The sequence below is a fragment of the Pseudomonas sp. WT-JTC genome, assembly GCF_056711565.1.
Genome location: NZ_CM160042.1, coordinates 6,262,037 through 6,285,131 on the forward strand (window position 1 = coordinate 6,262,037; position 23,095 = coordinate 6,285,131).

Consider the following 23,095-nt stretch of genomic DNA (forward strand, 5'->3'; position numbering starts at 1 on the left):
CATGCATCCCCAGCTTGTCAGTTTGCCCCCTGAACGCCACACTAGCGCACATGAAAAACGTTATCCCCAGCTACCTCAAGCATCAATTCCTGATCGCCATGCCACACATGGCCGACCCGAACTTTGCGCACACCTTGACCTACATCGTCGAGCACACGGCCAATGGTGCCATGGGGCTGGTGGTCAACCGTCCGCAAGAGCTGAACCTGGCCGATATCCTCGAGCAATTACGCCCGAATATCGAACCGCCAGCGCTTTGCCAGCATGTGCCAATCTTTATCGGCGGCCCGGTGCAGACCGATCGCGGTTTTGTCCTGCACCCTTCGGGCAAGACTTTCCAGGCAACCGTTGATCTGGAAGACGACTTATCCTTGTCGACCACCCAGGACATTCTTTTCGCCATCGCTGACGGTGTTGGCCCGGAAAAAAGCCTGATTGCCCTCGGCTATGCCGGTTGGGAAGCCGGGCAACTGGAGGCCGAACTGGCGCAGAACGCCTGGCTGACCTGCCCGTTTGACGCCGACATCCTGTTCAACACCAGCAGCGAGCTGCGCCTGGAAGCGGCGGCCAAACACCTTGGTATCAACCTCAGCCTGCTCACCAGCCAGGCGGGGCACGCCTGATGGCCCTGCGGCTGATTCTCGGATTCGACTATGGCACCAAACAGATCGGCGTTGCGGTCGGCCAGGTGGTTACCGGCCAGGCCCGCGAGCTGTGCACCCTAAAAGCGCAGAACGGCATTCCTGACTGGAACCAGGTCGAAGCCCTCATCAAAGAGTGGAAACCCGATGCCGTGGTAGTCGGCCTGCCGTTGAACATGGACGGCACGCCCAGTGACATGTGCGCCCGCGCGGAAAAATTCGCCCGGCGCCTTAATGGACGCTTCAACCTGCCCTTTTATACCCACGATGAGCGCCTGACCACCTTCGAGGCCAAGGGCGAACGCCTGGCCCGTGGCGGTCAGAAAGGCAGTTACCGCGATAACCCGGTCGATGCCATCGCCGCAGCCCTGCTGCTGCAAGGCTGGCTCGACGAGAATGGCGCACTGTTCGAATCCTGAAGAGCCGCTGCGCGTCTCTATTAGCTACAACCCGAGCCACCAGCAGCACAACCGGCCCGGGCCCAAGAAGGAGCAACCATGAGCCTGCCCAATCCCGCCGAACTGATCAGCCAGATGGCGACCCGACTTGACTCTTATCTGGCCAAACGAGGCATTAGCGACCCGCGTTTCATCGGCATCCGTACCGGTGGCGTCTGGGTGGCCCAGGCCCTGCTCAAGGAACTGGGCAGCGCGGAGCCCCTCGGCACCCTGGACGTGTCCTTCTACCGCGACGATTTCAGCCAGAGCGGCCTGCACCCGCAGGTTCGCCCTTCGGCCTTGCCGTTCGAGATCGAAGGCCAGCACCTGGTGCTGATCGACGACGTGCTGATGAGCGGTCGGACCATCCGCGCCGCCATGAACGAACTGTTCGACTACGGCCGCCCGGCCAGCGTGACGTTGGTGTGCCTGCTGGACCTGGACGCCGGCGAGCTGCCGATCCGCCCGAACGTGGTTGGCGCCACCCTGTCGCTGGCGGCCCACGAACGGGTGAAGCTGTCCGGCCCGGAGCTCGCGCTCGAACTGCAAGACCTCGCCCTTTAATTCGCCCTATTGAGAGTCCCCCTTGCGATGACGCCTCTAGAAACCAAGCGCCCGCTGCAGCTCAATGATCAGGGCCAGCTGCGCCACTTCCTCTCGCTCGACGGTTTGCGCCGCGAGCTGCTGACGGAAATCCTCGACACCGCCGACTCCTTCCTCGAAGTCGGCGCCCGGGCTGTCAAGAAAGTCCCGTTGCTGCGCGGCAAGACCGTGTGCAACGTGTTCTTCGAGAACTCGACCCGCACCCGCACCACCTTCGAACTGGCGGCCCAGCGGCTCTCGGCGGACGTGATCACCCTCAACGTGTCCACGTCGTCGGCGAGCAAGGGTGAAACCCTGCTCGACACCCTGCGCAACCTGGAAGCCATGGCCGCCGACATGTTCGTCGTGCGCCACGGCGATTCCGGTGCCGCGCACTTCATCGCCGAACATGTTTGCCCACAGGTGGCGATCATCAATGGCGGTGACGGCCGGCACGCGCACCCGACCCAGGGCATGCTCGACATGCTGACCATCCGCCGGCACAAGGGCGGTTTCGAAAACCTTTCGGTGGCCATCGTCGGCGACATCCTGCATTCGCGGGTCGCGCGCTCGAACATGCTGGCCCTGAAAACCCTCGGTTGCCCGGACATCCGCGTGATCGCGCCGAAAACCCTGCTGCCGATCGGCATCGAGCAATACGGCGTGAAGGTCTACACCGACATGGCCGAAGGCCTGAAAGACGTCGACGTGGTGATCATGTTGCGCCTGCAGCGTGAACGCATGACCGGCGGCCTGCTGCCGAGCGAAGGCGAGTTCTACCGCCTGTTCGGCCTGACTACCGCGCGCCTGGCCGGCGCCAAGCCCGATGCCATCGTGATGCACCCGGGGCCGATCAACCGTGGCGTGGAAATCGAGTCGGCGGTGGCCGACGGCCCGCACTCGGTGATCCTCAACCAGGTGACCTACGGGATCGCCATTCGTATGGCGGTACTGTCCATGGCCATGAGCGGGCAGACTGCGCAACGCCAATTCGAGCAGGAGAAAGCCCAGTGAAGCTCAGCATTCTCGGCGCCCGCGTGATCGATCCGGCCAGCGGCCTGGATCAAGTTACCGATATCCACATTGAAGCCTGCAAGATCGTCGCCCTTGGCGCTGCGCCAGCCGGTTTTGTCGCAGTCGACACCATCGACGCCAAAGGCCTGGTGGCCGCTCCCGGCCTGGTCGACCTCAACGTTGCCCTGCGCGAGCCGGGTTACAGCCGCAAAGGCTCGATTGTCAGCGAAACCCGCGCAGCGGCGGCTGGCGGCGTAACCAGCCTGTGCTGCCCGCCGAAGACCAAACCGGTGCTGGACACCTCCGCGGTGGCCGAACTGATCCTCGACCGCGCCCGTGAGGCCGGCAACACCAAAGTCTTCCCGATTGGCGCCCTGAGCAAAGGCCTGGACGGTGAACAGCTGGCAGAGCTGGTTGCACTGCGAGATGCCGGTTGCGTGGCCTTCGGCAATGGCCTGGAGAGTTTCCGCAATACCCGCACCCTGTGCCGGGCGCTGGACTACGCGGCGACTTTCGACCTGACAGTGATCTTCAACTCCCAGGATCACGACCTGGCCGAGGGCGGCCTGGCTCACGAAGGCCCGACCGCCAGTTTCCTCGGCTTGCCGGGCATTCCGGAAACCGCGGAAACCGTGGCCCTGGCCCGGGACCTGCTGCTGGTCGAACAGACCGGCGTGCGCGCACACTTCAGCCAGCTCACCAGTGCTCGCGGCGTAGCCCTGATCGCCCAGGCCCAGGCCCGGGGCCTGAAGGTGACCGCGGATGTCGCCCTGTACCAGTTGATCCTGACCGACGAAGCGCTGATCGATTTCAGCAGCCTGTATCACGTCCAGCCACCGCTACGTACCCGCGCCGACCGCGAGGGCCTGCGTGCAGCGCTGAAATCGGGCGTGGTCTCGGCCATCTCCAGTCATCATCAACCCCACGAGCGTGACGCCAAACTGGCACCGTTCGGCGCGACCGAGCCGGGCATCAGCAGCGTCGAACTGCTGCTGCCACTGGCAATGACCCTGGTCGAAGACGGCTTGCTGGACCTGCCGACGCTACTGAAACGCCTGAGCGTCGGCCCTGCCGAGGCCTTGCGCCTGCCGGCAGGCAAACTGGCGGTGGGTGGCGCGGCGGACATCGTGCTGTTCGACCCGGCGGCCTCGACCGTGGCGGGTGAAAGCTGGCTGTCCAAAGGCGAAAACTGCCCGTTCATTGGCCACAGCTTGCCAGGTGTAGTGCGTTACACCCTGGTGGATGGCCGCATTAGCCACCAGGCGTAACTCCGCGTCGCCTGCATTCGCGAGCAGGCTCGCTCCCACAGTGGATTTGTACTGACTCACAAATCTGCGGCTGTACGCCAATTCTGTGGGAGCGAGCCTGCTCGCGAAGACTTACTAAACGGCGCCGCGACTCTGTGCGTTACGCAGTGAAACCTGATCACTCAACGTCCAGAAGTCATATAGCCCTCCAGCCCCTCCTCCACTACCTTTCCCCAAACAGCACATCCGCATCAAGAACATTTCTACAAGCGATGGCGAATAAAACTATCCAGCGAACAGAAATTCCTGACTTCTCACCATCTGTGCGAAAAGAACTTCGCAACATACAGAAATAGCCTACAGAGTTATTGAATGCAGATTCAATACCCATCATTTAGTATAAAAACAGCACAAGGAAAAATTATTACCCTCTGAATACAAAGTCGGCACAAACAAGGAGCAATACATGAAAAACGGACTTACTCTACCTCCTATCGTAGTGAAAGGAACAACAGGCAACTCAGGCGGCTTTACAGTTAATCCCGGGTTCAACTGGGGAGCCTATGCGACTGCAGATTGGCAGGGAGCCGGTGAAGCCATCATCACCAACGACGGACAAACTTACTCACTACCACTATGCGATGGCCCCATCATTACCTCAGCCGAAATGGATATGTTCCATGCTTGGCTCGAAATGAAAAGTGGCATAAAAGCCTTTACCTATGAACTGCAAATGGTGGGCAGAGCAATTAACAACGACGCCTCCGGCGCCATTCAAGACCTTTGGAAAATCACGGAGAGCGACAACTACCTACTAAATAATTCTTCGATCATTACTCATGCCTACTTCAAAAACAAACTCGTAAACTTCAGCCTTGCCGACACCTTCGCAACACAACAAAAACTAAGCGACCTGGACGCCCTGATCAAAGTAGCATCGACAAGTCTGTACAATATCAAGTATGAAACACAAACAACCGAGCTATCAGGGGGAACATTTAGCCCTGTCAAAGCATTTGCTCACTACCTATGGGGAAATGGAGAGAAACTGCGGGTCGACATAAACAATATAAACCTTAACGTAAAGGCGAACGAAATTCCGCTGTTAGCCAACATCATAGCCAGCACCAGAGAATCCGGAAGGTATCATTTATCCGATCCAAAAGTACCTTACGCCACTATTAACGACAGCAAAGTCACAGGATATTACCTAGGTCGAATAACATTGAAAATCGAAGGAGACTTTACAAGAGAAGAAAACGGATCATGGGTTTTTGATGGCACCGCAAGAGCTTATACAGACACATACGACTTCGACAAAAGTAACAGATCAACACTACTCGAAGCTTTAACCACAGCAGGCAGAGTATTTTCAGGAACGAAATATGAAATCGATATAACAGGAGAACAAAAAATAAGGCTAACCGGAACTGGCTTTCAGCCGGACCCGCACTAGATTAATCTGTAAAAAATTCCAGCTATCGACTGCATTCAGGAAGAGCCCACATGAAGACTCTCTACAAACACCTGAACTACATCTACCCAATGCTTTTAGCGATCACTTCCAGCGTAGCAATATTTGCCATAGTAAAAAATTTGAGCATTGGCATTTACGACATAGATCGAGACTCAATCGGAATACCAATAAGTGCAATTCTGATTGCGGGCCTAATGCTATTCATATTTCACGTAATGCAAATATTTTTATACAGAAAAGCCTGTAAATACCACACCAATGCAATCCTGATAAAAGTATCAGCGTTGATAATTGCAGTTGCATCGCTTGTGGTTCTCGCCGACAGCATAAATTACTGGGCCACCCCAAACCACTTCATCATTTCAATCTTCTACAGCTTCAGCACAATGGCATTTCTAACACTTCAACTTCAATTACTGAAAGCATTTCAGTAACCACTCATAGGCTGCAACTCAAGCAGGCGAATAGCTGGATCAGTCACCAGACGTAAAACCCTGCGGCGAGAGGACCCGCCCCTCGCCGCAGAAATCAGCGACTCTGTGCGTTACGCACGGAAACCTGGTCATTCAGCGTCCAGAAGTCATACAGCACGCCAATAAAGAACAACCCACCCGTCAGCAGGTAAAGCAGCCCACTGATCCATTTCCCCTGATACATCCGGTGCACGCCAAACACCCCGAGAAACGTCAGCAGAATCCACGCCACGTTGTATTCGATCGGCCCGGCGGTGAACCTCAGGTCCGCTTCACGGTCCATGGACGGGATCAGGAAGATGTCGATCAGCCAACCGATGCCCAGCAAGCCGAAGGTGAAGAACCAGATCGTCCCGGTCACCGGCTTGCCGTAATAGAAGCGATGAGCGCCGGTAAAGCCGAAAATCCATAGCAGGTAACCGATCACTTTGCTGTGGGTGTCTTGCTGCTGGACTGTCTGTTGATAGGGGTTCATGAATGACCTCGATTCGCGCGATAGATAAATATTCTTCATTTCTTTGTGACTTTTTTACAGGCACCCGACGTATGGCAGGTGCTACCTTCACTCCCGTCAAAGCCTTGTAACACCTGACTTGTGTCGGACAATTGCGCCAATTTGCCGCTATTTTGCCGCCATTGCCGCCCAGGTTGAATCGACCAACGGCCTCGGAGGCGGCAAAAAAGCTGTTATAAAGTTGCGCGCCAACTTATTAAGAGCCTTGCCTAATGCGTTCATTTTTCAAGACATGGCTAACCATTTGCCTTTTGATGCCACTGGCCGCGCACGCCACCAATCGTGAGCAACGTCTTCCTAACGTTAATGGTTACACCCCCAAATCCCATGTTTCTGCTCCTTCGAGCAAAGACAAGAAATTCGCTAAACATGCTCCGACACTGGCCAGCGAAAACAGCGGCCTGGTTCCACCGATGGGCACCAAGGAAAGCAGCAACGTGCTGAGTCGCGCTGTGAACGTCCTTGGCACTCCCTATCGTTGGGGCGGCAGCAGCCCAAGCAAAGGTTTCGATTGCAGCGGCCTGGTGAAATACGCGTTCAACGACGCCACGTTCGACCTGCCACGCACCTCCAACGCCATGGCCAGCGGTCATGGGGAGAAAGTCGATCGCGACGACCTGAAGCCGGGCGACCTGATTTTCTTCAACATCAAGAGCCGTCGGGTCAATCACGTTGCCATCTACCTGGGCAACGACCGTTTCATCCACGCCCCACGTCGCGGCAAGTCGGTGAGCATCGACACTTTGAAGAAACCGTACTGGGAAAACCACTACGTGGTTGCCAAGCGGGTTCTGCCGAAAGAGCCGAATCAGTTGCGTGTGGTTCAGCGTTGATTTGAGCTTCCGGGGAATGCCCTTGGAAAGCGCTTGAACATGATGGCCCCTTCGCGAGTAAGCCCGCTCCCACTTTGGAATGCATTCCCCTGTGGGAGCGGCGGTGCGGCGATCCGACTTGCTCGCGAAGAGGCCCTTGAAAGCACCGCAAATCCTCCTCAAAAACCATCCGGCGACCGCGCCTTCTCCTGCGCATGATCACGACTGATCAAACCCCTGGTCACCAAGCCTTTCAAACTCATATCCAGCGTCTGCATTCCCAATGCCCCTCCCGACTGAATCGCCGAGTACATCTGCGCCACCTTGTCCTCGCGGATCAGGCTCCGGATCGCCGACGTCCCCAGCATGATCTCGTGGGCCGCGATGCGCCCGCCACCGACCTTCTTCACCAGCACCTGGGATACCACCGCCAGCAGCGACTCGGAGAGCATCGAGCGCACCATCGACTTCTCGTCCCCCGGAAACACGTCGACCACCCGGTCGATGGTCTTCGCCGCCGACGTGGTGTGCAGAGTGCCGAACACCAGATGGCCGGTTTCAGCGGCGGTCAGCGCCAGGCGAATGGTTTCCAGATCGCGCATCTCCCCCACCAGAATCACGTCCGGGTCTTCCCGCAGCGCCGAACGCAACGCGGTGGCGAAACTACGGGTATCGCGATGAACTTCACGCTGATTGATCAGGCACTTGCGCGACTCGTGAACGAACTCGATAGGGTCCTCGATGGTGAGGATGTGGTGATGGCGATGGGTATTGAGGTAATCGATCATCGCCGCCAGCGTGGTGGATTTGCCGGAACCGGTCGGGCCGGTCACCAGCACCAGGCCACGGGGAGCGTCAGTCATCTTGCGAAACACTTCTCCCATGCCCAGTTCGTCCATGCTCTGCACTTTTGACGGGATGGTACGAAACACGGCGCCCGCGCCACGGTTCTGATTGAACGCATTGACCCGAAAACGCGCCACACCGGCCACTTCAAAGGAAAAATCGATTTCCAGATGCTTCTCGAAGTCAACCCGCTGGGCGTCATTCATGATGGAGAAGACCAGCGCCTGCACCTGCTGGTGGTCCATGGCCGGCAGGTTGATGCGTCGCACATCGCCATCCACCCGAATCATCGGCGGCAGGCCGGCGGACAAGTGCAGGTCGGATGCGCCCTGTTTAGCGCTGAACGCCAGCAGCTCGGTGATATCCATTGCGCCCCTCAATTCCAGTAGAATGCCGCGAACCTTCAGACCGCTGGCGCCTCTTGATGTCCACCATAGCAGACAACATTCTCGAAGTTAGTTCGCGCATCCATGCCGCGACACTCGCCGCCAACCGCGCCGAAAACTGCGTCCAGCTGTTGGCCGTGAGCAAGACCAAGCCTGCACAAGACCTGCGTGAAGCCTACGCCGCCGGCCAGCGTGACTTTGGCGAGAACTACCTGCAGGAAGCGCTGGGCAAGCAGCTCGAACTGGCCGACCTGCCCTTGATCTGGCACTTCATCGGCCCCATTCAATCGAACAAGACTCGCGCTATCGCCGAACATTTCGACTGGGTGCATTCCGTGGATCGCCTGAAAATCGCACAACGCCTGTCCGAACAACGTCCCGCCGACTTGCCGCCGCTGAACATCTGCATTCAGGTCAACGTAAGCGGTGAAGCCAGCAAATCCGGTTGCACCCCGGCCGACCTGCCGGCCCTGGCCAGCGCCATCAGCGCCTTGCCGCGCTTGAATCTGCGCGGGTTGATGGCCATCCCCGAGCCGACCGAAGACCGCGCCGCCCAGGATGCCGCGTTTGCTGCCGTGCGCGACCTGATCAAAAGCCTGCAAGCCAGCCTGAACCTGCCGCTCGACACACTTTCCATGGGCATGAGCCACGACCTTGAGTCGGCCATCGCCCAGGGCGCCACCTGGGTCCGCATCGGTACGGCCCTGTTTGGTGCTCGCGACTACAGCCAACCATGAACGATGGCTGACACACTTCTGAATAAGGACCTGACATGAGCAAGACACGTATTGCCTTTATCGGTGCCGGCAACATGGCCGCCAGCCTGATCGGCGGCCTGCGGGCCAAGGGTCTGGAAGCCACACAGATCCGCGCCAGCGATCCGGGCGAAGAAACCCGCGCCCGCGTGAGTGCTGAACACGGCATCGAAACCTTCGCCGACAACGCCCAGGCCATCGATGGCGCCGACGTCGTCGTCCTCGCGGTCAAGCCCCAGGCGATGAAAGCCGTGTGCGAAGCCCTGCGCCCAAGCCTCAAGCCCGATCAACTGGTGGTTTCGATTGCCGCAGGCATCACCTGCGCCAGCATGAATAACTGGCTCGGTGCCCAGCCGATCGTGCGCTGCATGCCCAACACCCCGGCGCTGGTACGTCAGGGCGCGAGCGGCCTGTTCGCAACAGCCGAAGTGTCAGTTGAACAGCGTCAGCAGGCCCAGGAGCTGCTGTCCGCGGTCGGTATCGCCCTATGGCTGAATGAAGAGCAGCAACTGGACGCCGTCACCGCCGTTTCCGGCTCGGGTCCGGCGTATTTCTTCCTGCTGATCGAGGCCATGACCGCCGCCGGCGTGAAACTCGGCCTGCCAGCGGACATCGCCGCGCAACTGACGCTGCAAACCGCACTGGGCGCCGCACACATGGCGGTCTCCAGCGACGTCGACGCTGCCGAGTTGCGCCGCCGTGTCACCTCGCCTGCGGGCACCACGGAAGCTGCAATCAAGTCGTTCCAGGCCAATGGCTTTGAAGCCCTGGTTGAAAAAGCACTCGGCGCTGCCGCGCATCGCTCGGCCGAGATGGCCGAACAACTGGGTCAATAAGGAGCTTTTCATGATTGGATTGAACACCGCAGCGGTCTACGTGCTGCAAACCCTCGGCAGCCTGTACCTGCTGATCGTGCTGATGCGTTTCGTGCTGCAACTGGTGCGGGCGAACTTCTACAACCCGCTCTGCCAGTTCGCCGTGAAGGCTACCCAGCCGCTGCTCAAGCCGCTGCGCCGGATCATCCCGAGCATGTTCGGCCTGGACATGTCCTCGCTGGTGCTGGCGATCCTGGTGCAACTGGCGCTGATGGCCCTGACCCTGTTGCTGACCTACGGCACCACCGGCAACCCGCTGCAACTGCTGATCTGGTCGATCATTGGGGTGACCGCGCTGTTCCTGAAGATTTTCTTCTTTGCCCTGATCATCAGCGTGATCCTGTCCTGGGTCGCCCCGGGCAGCCATAACCCGGGCGCTGAACTGGTGAACGACATCTGCGAACCGGCCCTGGCGCCGTTCCGCAAGTTCCTGCCAAACCTTGGCGGGCTTGATCTGTCGCCAATCTTTGCATTCCTGGCGATCAAACTGATCGACATGCTGGTGATCAACAACCTCGCCGCGATGACCATGATGCCGGAAATCCTCCGCGTGCTGATCTGACCCGGTGAGCTGGTTTCGCTGGGACGGTGACGACCTGATTCTGGAGTGTCACCTGCAACCGGCAGCCCGTAGCGATGATTTCTGCGGGCTGCACGGCGATCGCCTGAAGATCCGCCTGACCGCGCCGCCAGTCGAGGGCAAGGCCAACGCGTACCTGATGGCCTTTCTGGCCAAGGCCTTTGGCGTGTCCAGGAGCCAGGTCAGCCTGATCAGTGGCGAGCTGAACCGGCAGAAACGGGTGCGAATCTGCTCACCGAAGAAGTTGCCGGATTTGCCTGGACTGGTGCGACAGAACTGATATACCGAGGTGCTGCCTTCGCGAGCAAGCCCGCTCCCACATCGAATGCGTTCCCCCTGTGGGAGCGGGCTTGCTCGCGAATGGCACACCTCGGTCTTGTTGAATGAAATCAGGCCCGGCCTTTGCTTGCCGCTAACCCCAGCGGTCTTTAGACTTACGCCTCATTTCAATGAGAGCAGGGTCGATGCCAGCTGCCTTTCCCCCCGATTCTGTTGGTCTGGTGACGCCGCAAGTGGCGCACTTCAGCGAGCCGCTGGCCTTGGCCTGTGGACGTTCGCTCCCGGCCTATGACCTGATTTACGAAACCTACGGCACGCTGAACGCCACGGCGAGCAACGCCGTGCTGATCTGCCACGCCTTGTCCGGGCACCACCACGCCGCCGGCTATCACAGCCCCGACGACCGCAAGCCCGGTTGGTGGGACAGCTGCATCGGCCCCGGCAAGCCAATCGACACCAACAAGTTCTTCGTGGTCAGCCTGAACAACCTCGGCGGCTGCAACGGCTCCACCGGGCCGAGCAGCATCAACCCCGAGACCGGCAAGCCGTTCGGCGCCGACTTCCCGGTCTTGACCGTCGAGGATTGGGTACACAGCCAGGCGCGCCTGGCAGATCGTCTCGGCATCGCCCAGTTCGCGGCCGTGATCGGCGGCAGCCTCGGCGGCATGCAGGCGATGCAATGGAGCATCACCTACCCTGACCGCATCCGTCACTGCCTGGCCATCGCCTCGGCACCCAAGCTGTCGGCACAGAACATCGCGTTCAACGAAGTGGCGCGCCAGGCAATCCTCACCGACCCTGAATTCCACGGCGGTTCGTTCCAGGAACACAACGTGATCCCCAAGCGCGGCCTGATGCTGGCGCGGATGGTCGGGCACATCACCTACCTGTCCGATGACTCCATGGGCGAGAAATTCGGCCGCGGGCTCAAGAGCGAGAAGCTCAACTACGACTTCCACAGCGTCGAGTTCCAGGTTGAAAGCTACCTGCGCTATCAGGGCGAAGAGTTCTCCGGACGCTTCGATGCCAACACCTATCTGTTGATGACCAAAGCGCTCGATTACTTCGATCCGGCGGCGAACTTCGACGATAACCTGGCAAAAACCTTTGAAGGTGCCAAGGCCAAGTTCTGCGTGATGTCGTTCACCACCGACTGGCGCTTCTCCCCTGCCCGCTCGCGGGAACTGGTGGATGCGCTGATGGCCGCGCGCAAGGACGTCTGCTACCTCGAGATCGACGCACCGCAAGGCCACGACGCCTTCCTGATTCCGATCCCGCGCTATCTGCAGGCATTCGGCAATTACATGAACCGCATTACGTTGTGAGAAAGCCATGAGAGCTGATCTGGAAATCATCCAGGAATGGATCCCCGCCGGCAGCCGCGTGCTCGACCTCGGGTGCGGCGATGGCGAACTGCTGACCTGGCTGCGCGATAACAAGCAAGTCACCGGTTATGGCCTGGAAAACGACGCCGACAACATCGCCGAGTGCGTGGCCAAGGGCATCAACGTCATCGAACAGGACCTGGACAAGGGCCTGGGCAACTTTGCCAGCAACAGTTTCGACATCGTGGTCATGACCCAGGCGCTGCAAGCGGTGCACTACCCGGACAGGATCCTCGACGAAATGCTGCGCGTCGGTCGCCAGTGCATCATCACCTTCCCCAACTTCGGTCACTGGCGCTGCCGCTGGTACCTGGCGAGCAAGGGCCGGATGCCGGTTTCCGAGTTCCTGCCGTACACCTGGTACAACACGCCGAACATTCACTTCTGCACCTTCGCGGACTTTGAAGCCTTGTGTCGCGAACGTGAAGCGAAGGTCATTGATCGACTTGCCGTGGATCAACAGCATCGGCACGGGTGGGCCAGTAAGCTATGGCCTAATCTGTTAGGTGAGATCGGAATCTACCGCGTCAGCAGTCCGGGACTTTCCGACCACAAGGTCGCGGTCTGATTCACCCTATTGCAAGGAGAACGATCATGGGTCGTCTAGCGTTATTTCTACTCACTGCCTGCCTGAGCGTTACCGCCATGGCCGCCGACGTCATCAAGGGCGAGCGCAAGGAAACCTTCGGTGACGTGACGGTGCATTACAACACCTTCAACTCCACCTACCTGACCCCGGACATTGCCAAGTCCGCCGAACTGATCCGCAGCAAGAACCAGGGCGTGATCAACATTTCGGTACTCAAGGAAGGCAAGCCACTGATGGCCCAGGTGAGCGGCTCGGTCAAAGACCTGACCAGCCAGACCGTGCCACTGAAATTCAAACAGATCACCGAGCAAGGCGCGATCTACTACATTGCGCAATACCCGGTGGATCAGCAGGAAGTCCGCACCTTCGATATCAAGGTGCAGACCGGCGATAAAACCAACACCATCAGTTTCCAACAAGAGCTTTTCCCCGGCCAATGATGAATTTCACCCAACTCGTACTGGCCAGCCATAACGCCGGCAAACTCAAGGAACTCCAGGCCATGCTCGGCGAATCGGTGCATTTGCGCTCGATCGGCGAGTTCAGCAGCGTCGAGCCTGAAGAAACCGGTCTGTCGTTCGTCGAGAACGCCATTCTCAAGGCCCGCAATGCCGCGCGCATTTCCGGCCTGCCGGCGCTGGCCGACGATTCCGGGCTGGCGGTGGATTTCCTCGGCGGAGCGCCAGGCATCTACTCGGCGCGTTATGCCGACGGCCGGGGCGATGCGGCGAACAACGCCAAGCTGCTCGACGTGTTGAAAGACGTGCCTGAAGCCGAACGTAGCGCGCAGTTCGTCTGCGTACTGGCGCTGGTGCGCCACGCCGATGATCCGTTGCCGATCCTCTGCGAAGGTTTGTGGCACGGACGCATCCTGACCCAGGCCAGCGGCGAACACGGTTTCGGCTACGATCCGCTGTTCTGGGTGCCGGAGCGCGATTGCTCCAGCGCCGAACTCAATCCCGGCGACAAGAACCAGATCAGCCACCGCGCCCGTGCAATGGATCTGCTGCGCCAGCGTCTGGGATTGAAATGACTTCTGAATCATCCGCGTCACCGCTGATCTTCGGTGGCGCGCAATCTCCTCGGGCGGCCTTGCCTGTGCTGCCGCCCCTGGCGTTGTACATCCACATCCCGTGGTGTGTGCGCAAATGCCCTTATTGCGACTTCAACTCCCACACCGCCAGCCCTGTGCTACCGGAAGAAGAGTATGTCGACGCCTTGCTCGCCGATCTCGATCAGGACCTGCACGCCGTCCATGGTCGTGAGCTGAGCTCGATCTTCTTTGGTGGCGGCACGCCAAGCCTGTTCAGCGCCAAGGCGCTGGGCCGTTTGCTCAAGGGCGTCGAGCAACGCATCCCGTTTGCCAGCGATATCGAAATCACTCTGGAAGCCAATCCGGGGACGTTCGAGCAGGACAAGTTCGTGGCGTACCGGAAACTGGGGATCAATCGTCTGTCGATCGGCATCCAGAGCTTTCAGCAAGAAAAGCTCGAGGCCCTGGGACGGATTCACAACGGCGACGAAGCGGTACGCGCCGCCGGCATGGCGCGGCAGGCCGGGTTCGACAACTTCAACCTGGACTTGATGCATGGCTTGCCGAATCAGTCCCTGGACGATGCCTTGGCCGACCTGCGCACAGCCATCGCCCTGAAACCGACACACCTGTCGTGGTATCAACTGACCCTGGAACCGAACACGGTGTTCTGGAACCAGCCGCCGACGCTGCCGGAAGACGACACGCTGTGGGACATTCAGGAAGCCGGGCAAGCGCTGCTGGCCGAACACGGTTACGCGCAATACGAAGTCTCGGCCTATGCCCTGCCCGGTCGCCCGGCGCGACATAACCTCAATTACTGGAGTTTTGGTGACTTCATTGGCATCGGCGCCGGCGCCCATGGCAAGCTCAGTCACCCGGACGGGCGCATCATCCGCACCTGGAAGACCCGCCTGCCGAAGGATTACCTGAATCCGGCGAAAAGCTTCAAGGCCGGCGAGAAAGCGCTGAGCAATGAAGAGATGCCGTTCGAGTTCCTGATGAACGCGCTGCGCCTGACCGAGGGTGTCGAATCACGGCTGTACCCGGAACGCACGGGTATGTCGCTGGACAGCCTCGCCGAAGGTCGCCGCGACGCAGAACAAAGCGGCCTGTTACGGGTCGAACCGTCACGTCTGGCGGCCACCGAGCGCGGACAGCTCTTCCTCAACGACTTGCTGCAGAAATTTCTGACATAAGGAAATCGAATGGATCTGATACTCGACCTGCTGGCCACAGTATCCCGCTGGAGCCGCAGCAACCTCTCGGAAATCGCCCTGGCCCTGGTGGGCTGCCTGCTGGTGCTGTTTGGTGCGGATTTCAAAGGCTGGGTCGAGCAGCGTCTGGGCAGCATCGCCGGCGCCTTGCGCGTGCCACTGATGTCCCTGCTGTGCATGATCGGCAGCGGCGCGGCGCTGATCTACGCCACGCCATGGGTCGTGCGCGGCTTGAGCCAGTTCAACAACTACAGCCTCGCGCCGGTGTTGCTGGTGGTGCTGGTGCTCATTGGCGTCGTAGCCGACCGCCGCTGAATTTTTGACCAACACAAAGCCACTGTAGGAGCGAGCCTGCTCGCGATGGTCGTCAACGATGACGCGGGGATTCTGAATGCCCGCGCCGCTCTCGGATTCATCGCGAGCAGGCTCGCTCCTACAGTTTGGATTGTGTGAAGTTTAGGACTGTTTTTCGAACTTCAGATCCCACACGCCATGCCCAAGACGTTCGCCACGGCGTTCGAACTTGGTGATCGGGCGCTCGGCCGGGCGCGGTACGCACTTGCCGTCTTCGGCAAGGTTGCGGTAACCCGGTGCAACGCTCATCACTTCCAGCATGTATTCGGCGTACGGTTCCCAGTCGGTGGCCATGTGCAGAATGCCGCCGACCTTCAACTTGCTGCGCACCAGCTCAGCGAAGGACGCCTGAACGATACGGCGCTTGTGATGACGGCTCTTGTGCCACGGGTCCGGGAAAAACAGCATCAGGCGATCGAGGCTGTTATCGGCCACGCAGCGGTTGAGCACTTCGATGGCGTCGCAATCGTAGACTCGCAGGTTGGTCAAACCCTGGGTCAGCACGCCATTGAGCAGCGCCCCGACACCCGGCCGGTGAACCTCCACGCCGATGAAATCCTGATCCGGAGCCGCCGCCGCCATTTCCAGCAGCGAATGGCCCATGCCGAAACCGATTTCCAGCGAGCGCGGTGCCGAGCGACCGAACACCTGGTCGAAGTCCACCGGCGCGTCGGCCAGCGGCAGCACGAACAGCGGCGCGCCCTGCTCCAGGCCGCGTTGCTGGCCTTCGGTCATGCGCCCGGCACGCATCACGAAACTCTTGATGCGGCGGTGTTGGCGCTCGTCGCCTTCTTCCGTCTGGATAGGCGTGTCGTTCGATTCAGTCATCAATGGCTCTTACTTGATCAGACCATCCAGCGGCGAAGAGGCGCTGGCATAGAGTTTTTTCGGCATACGGCCGGCGAGGTAGGCCAGGCGGCCTGCGACGATCGCATGTTTCATGGCTTCAGCCATCATGACCGGCTGCTGGGCATGGGCGATGGCCGAGTTCATCAGCACTGCATCACAACCCAGTTCCATGGCGATGGTGGCGTCGGAAGCGGTACCGACACCGGCATCCACCAGCACCGGGATTTTCGCTTCTTCGAGAATGATCTGCAGGTTGTACGGGTTGCAGATCCCCAGACCCGAACCGATCAGACCGGCCAGCGGCATGACCGCGATGCAGCCGATTTCCGCCAGTTGCCGGGCAATGATCGGATCGTCACTGGTGTAGACCATCACGTCGAAGCCTTCCTTGACCAGCGTTTCGGCGGCCTTGAGGGTTTCGATCACGTTGGGGAACAGGGTTTTCTGATCCGCCAGCACTTCCAGCTTCACCAGGTTGTGGCCATCGAGCAGCTCACGGGCCAGGCGGCAGGTGCGCACGGCCTCGATAGCGTCGTAGCAACCGGCGGTGTTCGGCAGGAAGGTGTAGCGATCCGGCGACAGCACTTCAAGCAGATTCGGCTCGCCCTCGATCTGTCCGAGGTTGGTGCGGCGCACGGCGAAAGTGACGATTTCGGCACCCGAGGCTTCGATGGCCTGGCGGGTTTCTTCCATGTCACGGTACTTGCCGGTACCGACCAGCAAACGCGACTGGTAAGTACGACCGGCCAGGACGAAAGGCTTGTCGCTACGAACGATGCTCATGGGAAATCCTCTGTAGGGGTGAGGTTCTTGCAGAATTCTGCGGCCACTCGGCCGAGACCACTAGCCGCCGCCGATGGCGTGCACCACTTCGACGTTGTCGCCGTCGTTCAACGTGGTGTCTGCGTGCTGGCTGCGCGGGACGATATCCAGATTGAGTTCGACCGCCACCCGACGCCCGGTCAGGTCCAGACGGGTCAGCAGGGCCGCAACGGTTTCACCGTCGGGCAGTTCAAAGGATTCGCCGTTCAACTGAATGCGCATGCCGGATGCCGCCATCATTTTTAGGGGCAGGCATTCTAGCCCGATCAGTCAGGTCGACCCAAGCCATTCGTCTGTAATGGGGCCCTGTAGGAGCGAGCTTGCTCGCGATGGACCCGAAAACACCTCGGGGTGTCAGGTTTCCAGCGTTACCGTTGACGTCCATCGCGAGCGAGCTCGCTCCCACAGGATCACGTCAGTCGCCAGGCGGCGAGGCCCAGGCAGAGCCAGCCCGCGAGGAAGGCCAGGCCGCCGAACGGGGTGACGATGCCAAGCTTGCTGACACCGGTCAGCGTGAGCACGTACAGGCTGCCGGAGAACAGCAGGATGCCGATGGCAAAGGATGCGCCGGCCCAGGTGAGCAAACGGCCGGGAACCTGCGTGGCCAACAGCGCCACGCCCAGCAGCGCCAGGGTATGCACCAGTTGATAGGTGACGCCGGTATGAAAAATCGTCAGATATTCAGGGGTCAGACGGCTTTTCAGGCCGTGGGCGGCAAAAGCCCCAAGGCCGACACCGGTGAAGCCGAAAAAAGCGGCCAGCATCAGAAAGCCACGCAGCATGCAGAACTCCAGTCAGACTCGATCAACAGGGTCTGTATAATGGCCCGCTCAACGGGTTCGGCCAAGCCATCTATATGCTGCGTATCTATTTTCGTCTTTTCACCAAGGCCGTGCTCTGGTTCATGGGTGGCAGCGTATTGCTGGTGCTGATCTTTCGCGTGGTACCGCCACCGGGGACGGCGCTGATGGTCGAGCGCAAGATCGAATCCTGGTTCGATGGCGAACCCATTGACCTGCAACGGACCTGGAAACCCTGGGACGAGATCTCCGATGACCTGAAAGTCGCCGTGATTGCCGGGGAAGACCAGAAGTTCTCCGAGCACTGGGGCTTCGATATCGGCGCGATTCAGGCCGCGTTTGCCCATAACGAGCGCGGCGGTTCGATCCGCGGCGCCAGCACCCTGAGCCAGCAAGTCTCGAAAAACCTGTTCCTGTGGTCCGGCCGCAGCTGGCTGCGCAAAGGCCTGGAGGCCTGGTTTACCGCGTTGATTGAAGTGCTCTGGCCCAAGCAGCGGATTCTTGAGGTTTATCTCAATAGCGTCGAATGGGATGAAGGGGTGTTTGGTGCAGAGGCAGCAGCCCGGTATCACTTCGGTGTAAGCGCTAAAACTCTCAGCCGCCAGCAATCGAGCTTACTGGCCGCCGTATTGCCCAACCCGCGAGTCTGGAGCGCTAGTCACCCTACTTCCTACGTCGCGCGTCGTGCCGGCTGGATACGACGGCAGATGAGTCAGCTGGGTGGTGGAAGCTATCTGGCAGGTCTCAACGATTCGCGCCGGGCGCCGTGGTCTCAATAACACGACGCCTTCCCCTGTAGGAGCGAGCCTGCTCGCGAAAAACCCAAGTGCGCCGCTGGGCATCTGGCTTTACGCGTTATCGTTCACGACCATCGCGGGCAAGCCCGCTCCCACAGGGGCCTGGGTGGACTTGAAAAATGGGCACAAACAAAAACGCCCCGATCAATGATCGGGGCGTTTTTTATTGCCTGCTCGCCAGTTACGCGGCGATCGACAACTTGAGCTTGTTCATCGCGCTCTTCTCGAGTTGGCGAATACGCTCGGCCGACACGTTGTACTTCTGCGCCAGGTCGTGCAGCGTGGCTTTTTCTTCCGCCAGCCAGCGCTGGTAGAGGATGTCACGGCTGCGGTCGTCCAGCACTTCCAGCGCTTCGTGCAGGTTGTGGTTGGAGTTGTCGCTCCAGTCGGCGTCTTCCAGTTGACGCGCCGGGTCGTACCGGTGGTCTTCCAGATAGTTGGCCGGCGACTGGAATGCACTGTCGTCGTCCGCTTCGGCAGCCGGGTCGAAGGCCATGTCATGGCCGGTCAGGCGACTTTCCATCTCGCGGACTTCCCGAGGCTCTACACCCAGGCTTTCCGCTACGCGATGGACTTCCTCGTTATTCAACCAGGCCAGACGTTTCTTCTGGCTGCGCAGATTGAAGAACAGCTTGCGCTGGGCCTTGGTGGTCGCGACTTTCACGATGCGCCAGTTGCGCAGGATGAACTCGTGGATTTCCGCCTTGATCCAGTGCACGGCAAAGGACACCAGGCGCACGCCCATTTCCGGGTTGAAGCGTTTCACGGCCTTCATCAGGCCGACGTTGCCTTCCTGGATCAGGTCAGCCTGAGCCAGGCCGTAGCCGGAATAGCTACGGGCGATATGTACGACAAAACGCAGGTGGGCGAGCACCATCTGCCGAGCCGCCCCCAAATCCTGCTCATAATAGAGACTCTCGGCCAGTTCACGCTCCTGCTCCGGCGACAGCAATGGAATGCTGTTGACGGTGTGCACATAGGCCTCCAGGTTCGCACCCGGGACCAGAGCATATGCAGGTTGCAAAGAATTGGTCATACGAAAAAACCTCCGACTTACAAACTCGTGCAGTTCAGCACTGCGAAAATTGACCGGAAACCGAAAGACAAGTTCCCTAAAACCCATAAACGCTGAAAGGTCAATACGAGCAAAATGATACTACTTAGGCGCAAGCTCCCTCAGGTGGCGTGCGACTGCAATCCATGCACCGATATACCCCAACAGCACCGCGCCAAGCAAGAGAGACAGACCGTCGGCAACTGGCACTCCAGCCAGCGCAAAGTCACTGCCGTACAAGCCGGCCAGCCCCACCACTGCATCGTTCAGCCAGTCAAGGCCGAACGCCAGTACGCCCCAAGACAGAATCCCCGCACCGAAGCCGTACAGCGCGCCCATATATAGAAAGGGCCTGCGTACATAGCTGTCAGTGCCGCCGACCAGTTTAATCACTTCTATCTCTGTGCGGCGGTTTTCAATATGAAGACGAATGGTATTGCCTATCACCAAAAGTAATGCAGAAACCAGGAGCACGGTCAGACCGAAGACAAAACGGTCACCCAGCTTGAGGATGGCGGCCAGACGCTCGACCCAGACTAAATCAAGTTGCGCCTGCTGTACCTTCGGCAACTCGGAAAGTTTTTGTCTTAATGCTTCAAGGGCTGGCTTGTCGACTTCGGTCGGCGTTACCAACACCACGCCCGGCAACGGGTTTTCCGGCAGTTCCTTGAGCGCCTCACCCAGACCGGACTGTTGCTGGAACTCTTCCAGCGCCTGCTCCCGGCCAACATATTCGGCCTCGGCGACGCCGGGCATACCCTTGATCTGATCGCGCAACGCTTCGCCTTGCGCTGGGCTCGCCTCGATTTCCAGATACAGGGAAATCTGTGCCGCGCGCTGCCAGGAACCGCCCAGACGTTCGACGTTACTTAGCAAAAGTGACAGGCCCATGGGCAAACTCAAGGCCACCGCCATCACCATGCAGGTGAAAAAACTGCCGATGGGTTGTTTGCCCAGACGGCGCAGGCTGTCCACCAGGCTGGCACGATGGCTTTCGATCCAGGCACGGAACAACGTGGCGAAGTCCGGCCCGTCGTCATCGTCGTGTTTTTTCTTTTGCGGTTGCGGATCGGCGGCTTTCGGGGCCACGCGCTCGGAAACCTTCGGGCTGCGGGTAGCACTCATACGGCAGCCTCCCCGTCGCCGATCAATCGGCCGCGTTGCAGGGTCAGCATGCGGTGACGCATGCGGGCGATCAGGGCCAGGTCGTGACTGGCGATCAGCACGCTGGTACCCAGACGGTTGATGTCTTCGAACACACCCATGATTTCGGCGGCCAGACGCGGGTCGAGGTTACCGGTCGGTTCGTCCGCCAGCAGCAAGGCCGGACGGTGGACGATGGCGCGGGCGATACCGACGCGCTGTTGCTGACCGGTGGACAGGTCACCCGGGTACAGATCGGTTTTATCCGACAGCGCCACGCGCTCCAGTGCCGAGTCCACGCGCTTGGCGATCTCGGCCTTGGACAGGCCCAGGATCTGCAATGGCAACGCGACGTTATTGAACACCGTGCGATCGAACAGCAACTGGTGATTCTGGAACACCACGCCGATCTGCCGACGCAGGAAAGGTATCTGCGCGTTGCTGATGGTGCTCAGGTCTTGCCCGGCGAGCAGCAACTTGCCGCTGGTCGGGCGCTCCATCGCCAGCAACAGGCGCAACAGGGTGGATTTACCGGCACCGGAATGGCCGGTGACAAACAGAAACTCGCCACGACGGACTCGAAAGCTCAGCTCATGCAAGCCGACGTGACCGTTCGGGTAGCGTTTACCGACCTGTTCGAAACGAATCATGAACGCTCCCGCTCGGCAAACAATGCCTGGACAAAGGGTTCTGCTTCAAAGGTACGCAAATCGTCGATGCCTTCGCCGACGCCGATGTAGCGGATCGGCAGGCCGAATTGCTTGGCCAGGGCGAAAATTACCCCGCCTTTTGCGGTGCCGTCGAGCTTGGTCAGCGCCAGGCCAGTCAGTTCGACGGTCTGGTTGAATTGCTTGGCCTGGTTGATGGCGTTCTGGCCGGTGCCGGCGTCAAGCACCAACAGCACTTCGTGAGGTGCGTCGGCGTCGAGCTTGCCGATCACCCGGCGAACTTTTTTCAGCTCTTCCATCAGGTTGTCTTTGGTGTGTAGGCGACCGGCGGTGTCGGCGATCAGCACATCGATGCCACGAGCCTTGGCGGCCTGCACGGCGTCGAAGATCACCGAAGCCGAGTCAGCGCCAGTGTGCTGCGCGATCACCGGGATCTTGTTGCGCTCGCCCCAGACCTGCAACTGCTCCACCGCCGCCGCACGGAAGGTATCGCCGGCTGCCAGCATGACTTTCTTGCCCTCCAGCTGCAGTTTCTTCGCCAGCTTGCCGATGGTGGTGGTCTTGCCGGCACCGTTGACGCCGACGACCAGAATCACGAACGGCTTGTTCTGCGAGGTGACTTTCAGCGGCTGCTCGACAGGCTTGAGCATGGCGGCCAGCTCGGCTTGCAGGGATTTGTACAGGGCATCGGCGTCGGCCAGCTCTTTGCGCGCGACCTTTTGCGTCAAACGCTGAATGATCACCGACGTGGCTTCTACGCCGACATCGGCGGTCAGCAAACGCGTCTCGAGATCTTCAAGCAGCTCGTCATCGATGACCTTCTTGCCCAGAAACAGGCTGGCCATGCCTTCGCCAATACTGGCGCTGGTCTTGGACAGGCCTTGCTTGAGACGGGCAAAGAAACCGGCCTTGGTTTCTTCGGTGCGTGCCGGCGCGGCCGGGGTTTCGACCGGAGCCGGGACGGGAGCAGCTGCTGCAACAACCGGGACTACCGGGGCTACGACGGGCGGAGCAACCGGTGCAGGTGCAGCCACAACGACGGGTGCCACCACCGGCTCGACCACAGGCGCATGGACCGGTGCCGGCGTGAACGCCGCCGAGGCCGGAATCGGCGGGGTCACATGGGGTGCCAGGTCATTCTCGACCAGTGCCACGGCCTCTTCCGCCACAGGTAAGGTCAGCCATGGCTCGGCAGCGGTAGTCAGCGGCTGCCCGATGATTTCGCGGACAGGTTCGACCTGCTGTTGCAGTACTGGCTCTGCAGTCGGCAGGACCACCGGCGCGGACGCTTGTTCTATTACCGGAGCCGCGGCAGGCGCTGGCTCAGGAGCGGGTTGTGGCTGTTCGACGGCGGGTTCCTGCGGCTTTTTGCGCAGCCATCCGAACAGGCTTTTCTTCTCGCCAGCCGCAGCTGGGGTCTTCTTGTCGTCGTTGGAACCAAACATGGAGGACGGCTATCTCACGGT

Annotated in this window: 29 protein-coding genes; 19 read left to right on the forward strand and 10 right to left on the reverse strand. The window is 59.7% G+C overall.

Translation table 11 applies throughout. The annotated features are described in order from the left end of the window. Window positions 1-50: 50 nt before the first annotated feature. The 7 genes from AC06G5_RS28475 to AC06G5_RS28505 all read left to right on the forward strand — a co-directional run bounded on the left by AC06G5_RS28475 (window position 51) and on the right by AC06G5_RS28505 (window position 5,832). The gene (locus tag AC06G5_RS28475) at window positions 51-623 is read left to right on the forward strand and encodes a YqgE/AlgH family protein (RefSeq protein ID WP_413421757.1); all 573 of its coding nucleotides are present in this window, start codon (window positions 51-53) and stop codon (window positions 621-623) included. Further along, window positions 623-1,060 (forward strand): Holliday junction resolvase RuvX, encoded by a 438-nt coding sequence (gene ruvX / locus AC06G5_RS28480; protein WP_057398155.1) that lies wholly within the window; start codon window positions 623-625, stop codon window positions 1,058-1,060. Before AC06G5_RS28475 ends, ruvX begins: the two co-directional genes overlap by 1 nt. A 78-nt stretch (window positions 1,061-1,138) precedes the next feature. Further along, window positions 1,139-1,642 carry a bifunctional pyr operon transcriptional regulator/uracil phosphoribosyltransferase PyrR gene (gene pyrR / locus AC06G5_RS28485; RefSeq protein WP_480458631.1) on the forward strand — a complete coding sequence of 168 codons (504 nt, stop codon included), beginning with the start codon at window positions 1,139-1,141 and terminating at the stop codon, window positions 1,640-1,642. 27 nt (window positions 1,643-1,669) lie between these two features. Beyond that, complete coding sequence (locus AC06G5_RS28490; RefSeq protein ID WP_008019954.1) at window positions 1,670-2,674, forward strand: aspartate carbamoyltransferase catalytic subunit; 1,005 nt, start codon at window positions 1,670-1,672, stop codon at window positions 2,672-2,674. Next, on the forward strand, window positions 2,671-3,942 hold the full coding sequence (locus AC06G5_RS28495) for a dihydroorotase (protein ID WP_480458633.1): 1,272 nt from the start codon (window positions 2,671-2,673) through the stop codon (window positions 3,940-3,942). The genes AC06G5_RS28490 and AC06G5_RS28495 overlap by 4 nt, the downstream gene beginning before the upstream one ends. 445 nt (window positions 3,943-4,387) lie before the next feature. Further along, a complete protein-coding gene (locus AC06G5_RS28500; RefSeq protein ID WP_480458634.1) occupies window positions 4,388-5,377 on the forward strand; it encodes a lipid II-degrading bacteriocin in 990 nt (329 codons plus the stop codon). A 50-nt stretch (window positions 5,378-5,427) separates the two neighbouring features. Continuing rightward, the gene (locus AC06G5_RS28505; RefSeq protein WP_480458635.1) at window positions 5,428-5,832 is read left to right on the forward strand and encodes a hypothetical protein; all 405 of its coding nucleotides are present in this window, start codon (window positions 5,428-5,430) and stop codon (window positions 5,830-5,832) included. A gap of 94 nt (window positions 5,833-5,926) precedes the next feature. Here AC06G5_RS28505 and AC06G5_RS28510 read toward each other — a convergent pair whose 3' ends face one another. Beyond that, window positions 5,927-6,346, reverse strand: coding sequence for an NINE protein (locus tag AC06G5_RS28510; protein ID WP_413421766.1), 420 nt, complete (start codon window positions 6,344-6,346; stop codon window positions 5,927-5,929). A 251-nt stretch (window positions 6,347-6,597) separates the two neighbouring features. On the opposite strand from AC06G5_RS28510, the gene AC06G5_RS28515 reads away from it, so the two are divergent. Continuing rightward, a complete protein-coding gene (locus tag AC06G5_RS28515; protein ID WP_413421768.1) occupies window positions 6,598-7,218 on the forward strand; it encodes a C40 family peptidase in 621 nt (206 codons plus the stop codon). 158 nt (window positions 7,219-7,376) lie between these two features. Here the strand turns inward: AC06G5_RS28515 and AC06G5_RS28520 are convergent, their stop codons facing one another. Then, window positions 7,377-8,411 (reverse strand): type IV pilus twitching motility protein PilT, encoded by a 1,035-nt coding sequence (locus AC06G5_RS28520; RefSeq protein WP_413421770.1) that lies wholly within the window; start codon window positions 8,409-8,411, stop codon window positions 7,377-7,379. Window positions 8,412-8,467: 56 nt separating this feature from the next. On the opposite strand from AC06G5_RS28520, the gene AC06G5_RS28525 reads away from it, so the two are divergent. The 10 genes from AC06G5_RS28525 (at window position 8,468) to AC06G5_RS28570 (ending at window position 15,457) form a co-directional block, all read left to right on the forward strand. After that, window positions 8,468-9,166: a YggS family pyridoxal phosphate-dependent enzyme gene (locus AC06G5_RS28525; protein WP_413421772.1), complete on the forward strand. Its 699-nt coding sequence runs from the start codon at window positions 8,468-8,470 to the stop codon at window positions 9,164-9,166. A 35-nt stretch (window positions 9,167-9,201) separates the two neighbouring features. Next, a complete protein-coding gene (proC, locus tag AC06G5_RS28530) occupies window positions 9,202-10,020 on the forward strand; it encodes a pyrroline-5-carboxylate reductase (RefSeq protein ID WP_413421774.1) in 819 nt (272 codons plus the stop codon). Window positions 10,021-10,030: 10 nt separating this feature from the next. After that, window positions 10,031-10,621 (forward strand): YggT family protein, encoded by a 591-nt coding sequence (locus AC06G5_RS28535; RefSeq protein WP_413421776.1) that lies wholly within the window; start codon window positions 10,031-10,033, stop codon window positions 10,619-10,621. Between the two features lie 4 nt (window positions 10,622-10,625). Continuing rightward, window positions 10,626-10,919 (forward strand): DUF167 domain-containing protein, encoded by a 294-nt coding sequence (locus tag AC06G5_RS28540; RefSeq protein ID WP_413703869.1) that lies wholly within the window; start codon window positions 10,626-10,628, stop codon window positions 10,917-10,919. Between the two features lie 184 nt (window positions 10,920-11,103). After that, window positions 11,104-12,243: a homoserine O-succinyltransferase MetX gene (gene metX / locus AC06G5_RS28545; RefSeq protein ID WP_085716370.1), complete on the forward strand. Its 1,140-nt coding sequence runs from the start codon at window positions 11,104-11,106 to the stop codon at window positions 12,241-12,243. Window positions 12,244-12,250: 7 nt separating this feature from the next. Continuing rightward, window positions 12,251-12,871, forward strand: coding sequence for a methionine biosynthesis protein MetW (gene metW / locus AC06G5_RS28550; protein WP_057398144.1), 621 nt, complete (start codon window positions 12,251-12,253; stop codon window positions 12,869-12,871). 26 nt (window positions 12,872-12,897) lie between these two features. Then, a complete protein-coding gene (locus AC06G5_RS28555; RefSeq protein WP_102670626.1) occupies window positions 12,898-13,332 on the forward strand; it encodes a DUF4426 domain-containing protein in 435 nt (144 codons plus the stop codon). Further along, entirely contained in the window at window positions 13,329-13,925 is a 597-nt protein-coding gene (rdgB, locus tag AC06G5_RS28560) for an RdgB/HAM1 family non-canonical purine NTP pyrophosphatase (RefSeq protein WP_413421783.1), read from the forward strand. The genes AC06G5_RS28555 and rdgB overlap by 4 nt, the downstream gene beginning before the upstream one ends. Next, window positions 13,922-15,124 carry a radical SAM family heme chaperone HemW gene (gene hemW / locus AC06G5_RS28565; protein WP_480458636.1) on the forward strand — a complete coding sequence of 401 codons (1,203 nt, stop codon included), beginning with the start codon at window positions 13,922-13,924 and terminating at the stop codon, window positions 15,122-15,124. The genes rdgB and hemW overlap by 4 nt, the downstream gene beginning before the upstream one ends. A 9-nt stretch (window positions 15,125-15,133) precedes the next feature. After that, on the forward strand, window positions 15,134-15,457 hold the full coding sequence (locus AC06G5_RS28570) for a DUF3392 domain-containing protein (RefSeq protein WP_008019970.1): 324 nt from the start codon (window positions 15,134-15,136) through the stop codon (window positions 15,455-15,457). Between the two features lie 141 nt (window positions 15,458-15,598). Here AC06G5_RS28570 and trmB read toward each other — a convergent pair whose 3' ends face one another. The 4 genes from trmB to AC06G5_RS28590 form a co-directional block, all read right to left on the reverse strand. After that, window positions 15,599-16,324: a tRNA (guanosine(46)-N7)-methyltransferase TrmB gene (trmB, locus tag AC06G5_RS28575; RefSeq protein ID WP_008019972.1), complete on the reverse strand. Its 726-nt coding sequence runs from the start codon at window positions 16,322-16,324 to the stop codon at window positions 15,599-15,601. 9 nt (window positions 16,325-16,333) lie between these two features. Beyond that, window positions 16,334-17,128, reverse strand: a complete 795-nt coding sequence (locus AC06G5_RS28580; protein WP_008019974.1) for a thiazole synthase — start codon at window positions 17,126-17,128, stop codon at window positions 16,334-16,336. A 60-nt stretch (window positions 17,129-17,188) separates the two neighbouring features. Continuing rightward, window positions 17,189-17,389: a sulfur carrier protein ThiS gene (gene thiS, locus AC06G5_RS28585; protein ID WP_007953386.1), complete on the reverse strand. Its 201-nt coding sequence runs from the start codon at window positions 17,387-17,389 to the stop codon at window positions 17,189-17,191. A 188-nt stretch (window positions 17,390-17,577) separates the two neighbouring features. Beyond that, window positions 17,578-17,949 carry a DUF423 domain-containing protein gene (locus tag AC06G5_RS28590; RefSeq protein ID WP_413421788.1) on the reverse strand — a complete coding sequence of 124 codons (372 nt, stop codon included), beginning with the start codon at window positions 17,947-17,949 and terminating at the stop codon, window positions 17,578-17,580. A gap of 74 nt (window positions 17,950-18,023) precedes the next feature. On the opposite strand from AC06G5_RS28590, the gene mtgA reads away from it, so the two are divergent. Beyond that, the gene (gene mtgA, locus AC06G5_RS28595) at window positions 18,024-18,746 is read left to right on the forward strand and encodes a monofunctional biosynthetic peptidoglycan transglycosylase (protein WP_413421790.1); all 723 of its coding nucleotides are present in this window, start codon (window positions 18,024-18,026) and stop codon (window positions 18,744-18,746) included. 199 nt (window positions 18,747-18,945) lie between these two features. Here mtgA and rpoH read toward each other — a convergent pair whose 3' ends face one another. The 4 genes from rpoH to ftsY form a co-directional block, all read right to left on the reverse strand. Further along, window positions 18,946-19,800 (reverse strand): RNA polymerase sigma factor RpoH, encoded by an 855-nt coding sequence (rpoH, locus tag AC06G5_RS28600; RefSeq protein WP_007975386.1) that lies wholly within the window; start codon window positions 19,798-19,800, stop codon window positions 18,946-18,948. A gap of 120 nt (window positions 19,801-19,920) precedes the next feature. Then, window positions 19,921-20,943, reverse strand: a complete 1,023-nt coding sequence (gene ftsX, locus AC06G5_RS28605; protein WP_413421792.1) for a permease-like cell division protein FtsX — start codon at window positions 20,941-20,943, stop codon at window positions 19,921-19,923. After that, the gene (gene ftsE, locus AC06G5_RS28610) at window positions 20,940-21,611 is read right to left on the reverse strand and encodes a cell division ATP-binding protein FtsE (protein WP_007975383.1); all 672 of its coding nucleotides are present in this window, start codon (window positions 21,609-21,611) and stop codon (window positions 20,940-20,942) included. The genes ftsX and ftsE overlap by 4 nt, the downstream gene beginning before the upstream one ends. Next, window positions 21,608-23,074 (reverse strand): signal recognition particle-docking protein FtsY, encoded by a 1,467-nt coding sequence (ftsY, locus tag AC06G5_RS28615; protein WP_413421794.1) that lies wholly within the window; start codon window positions 23,072-23,074, stop codon window positions 21,608-21,610. The genes ftsE and ftsY overlap by 4 nt, the downstream gene beginning before the upstream one ends. Between the last annotated feature and the right edge of the window lie 21 nt (window positions 23,075-23,095).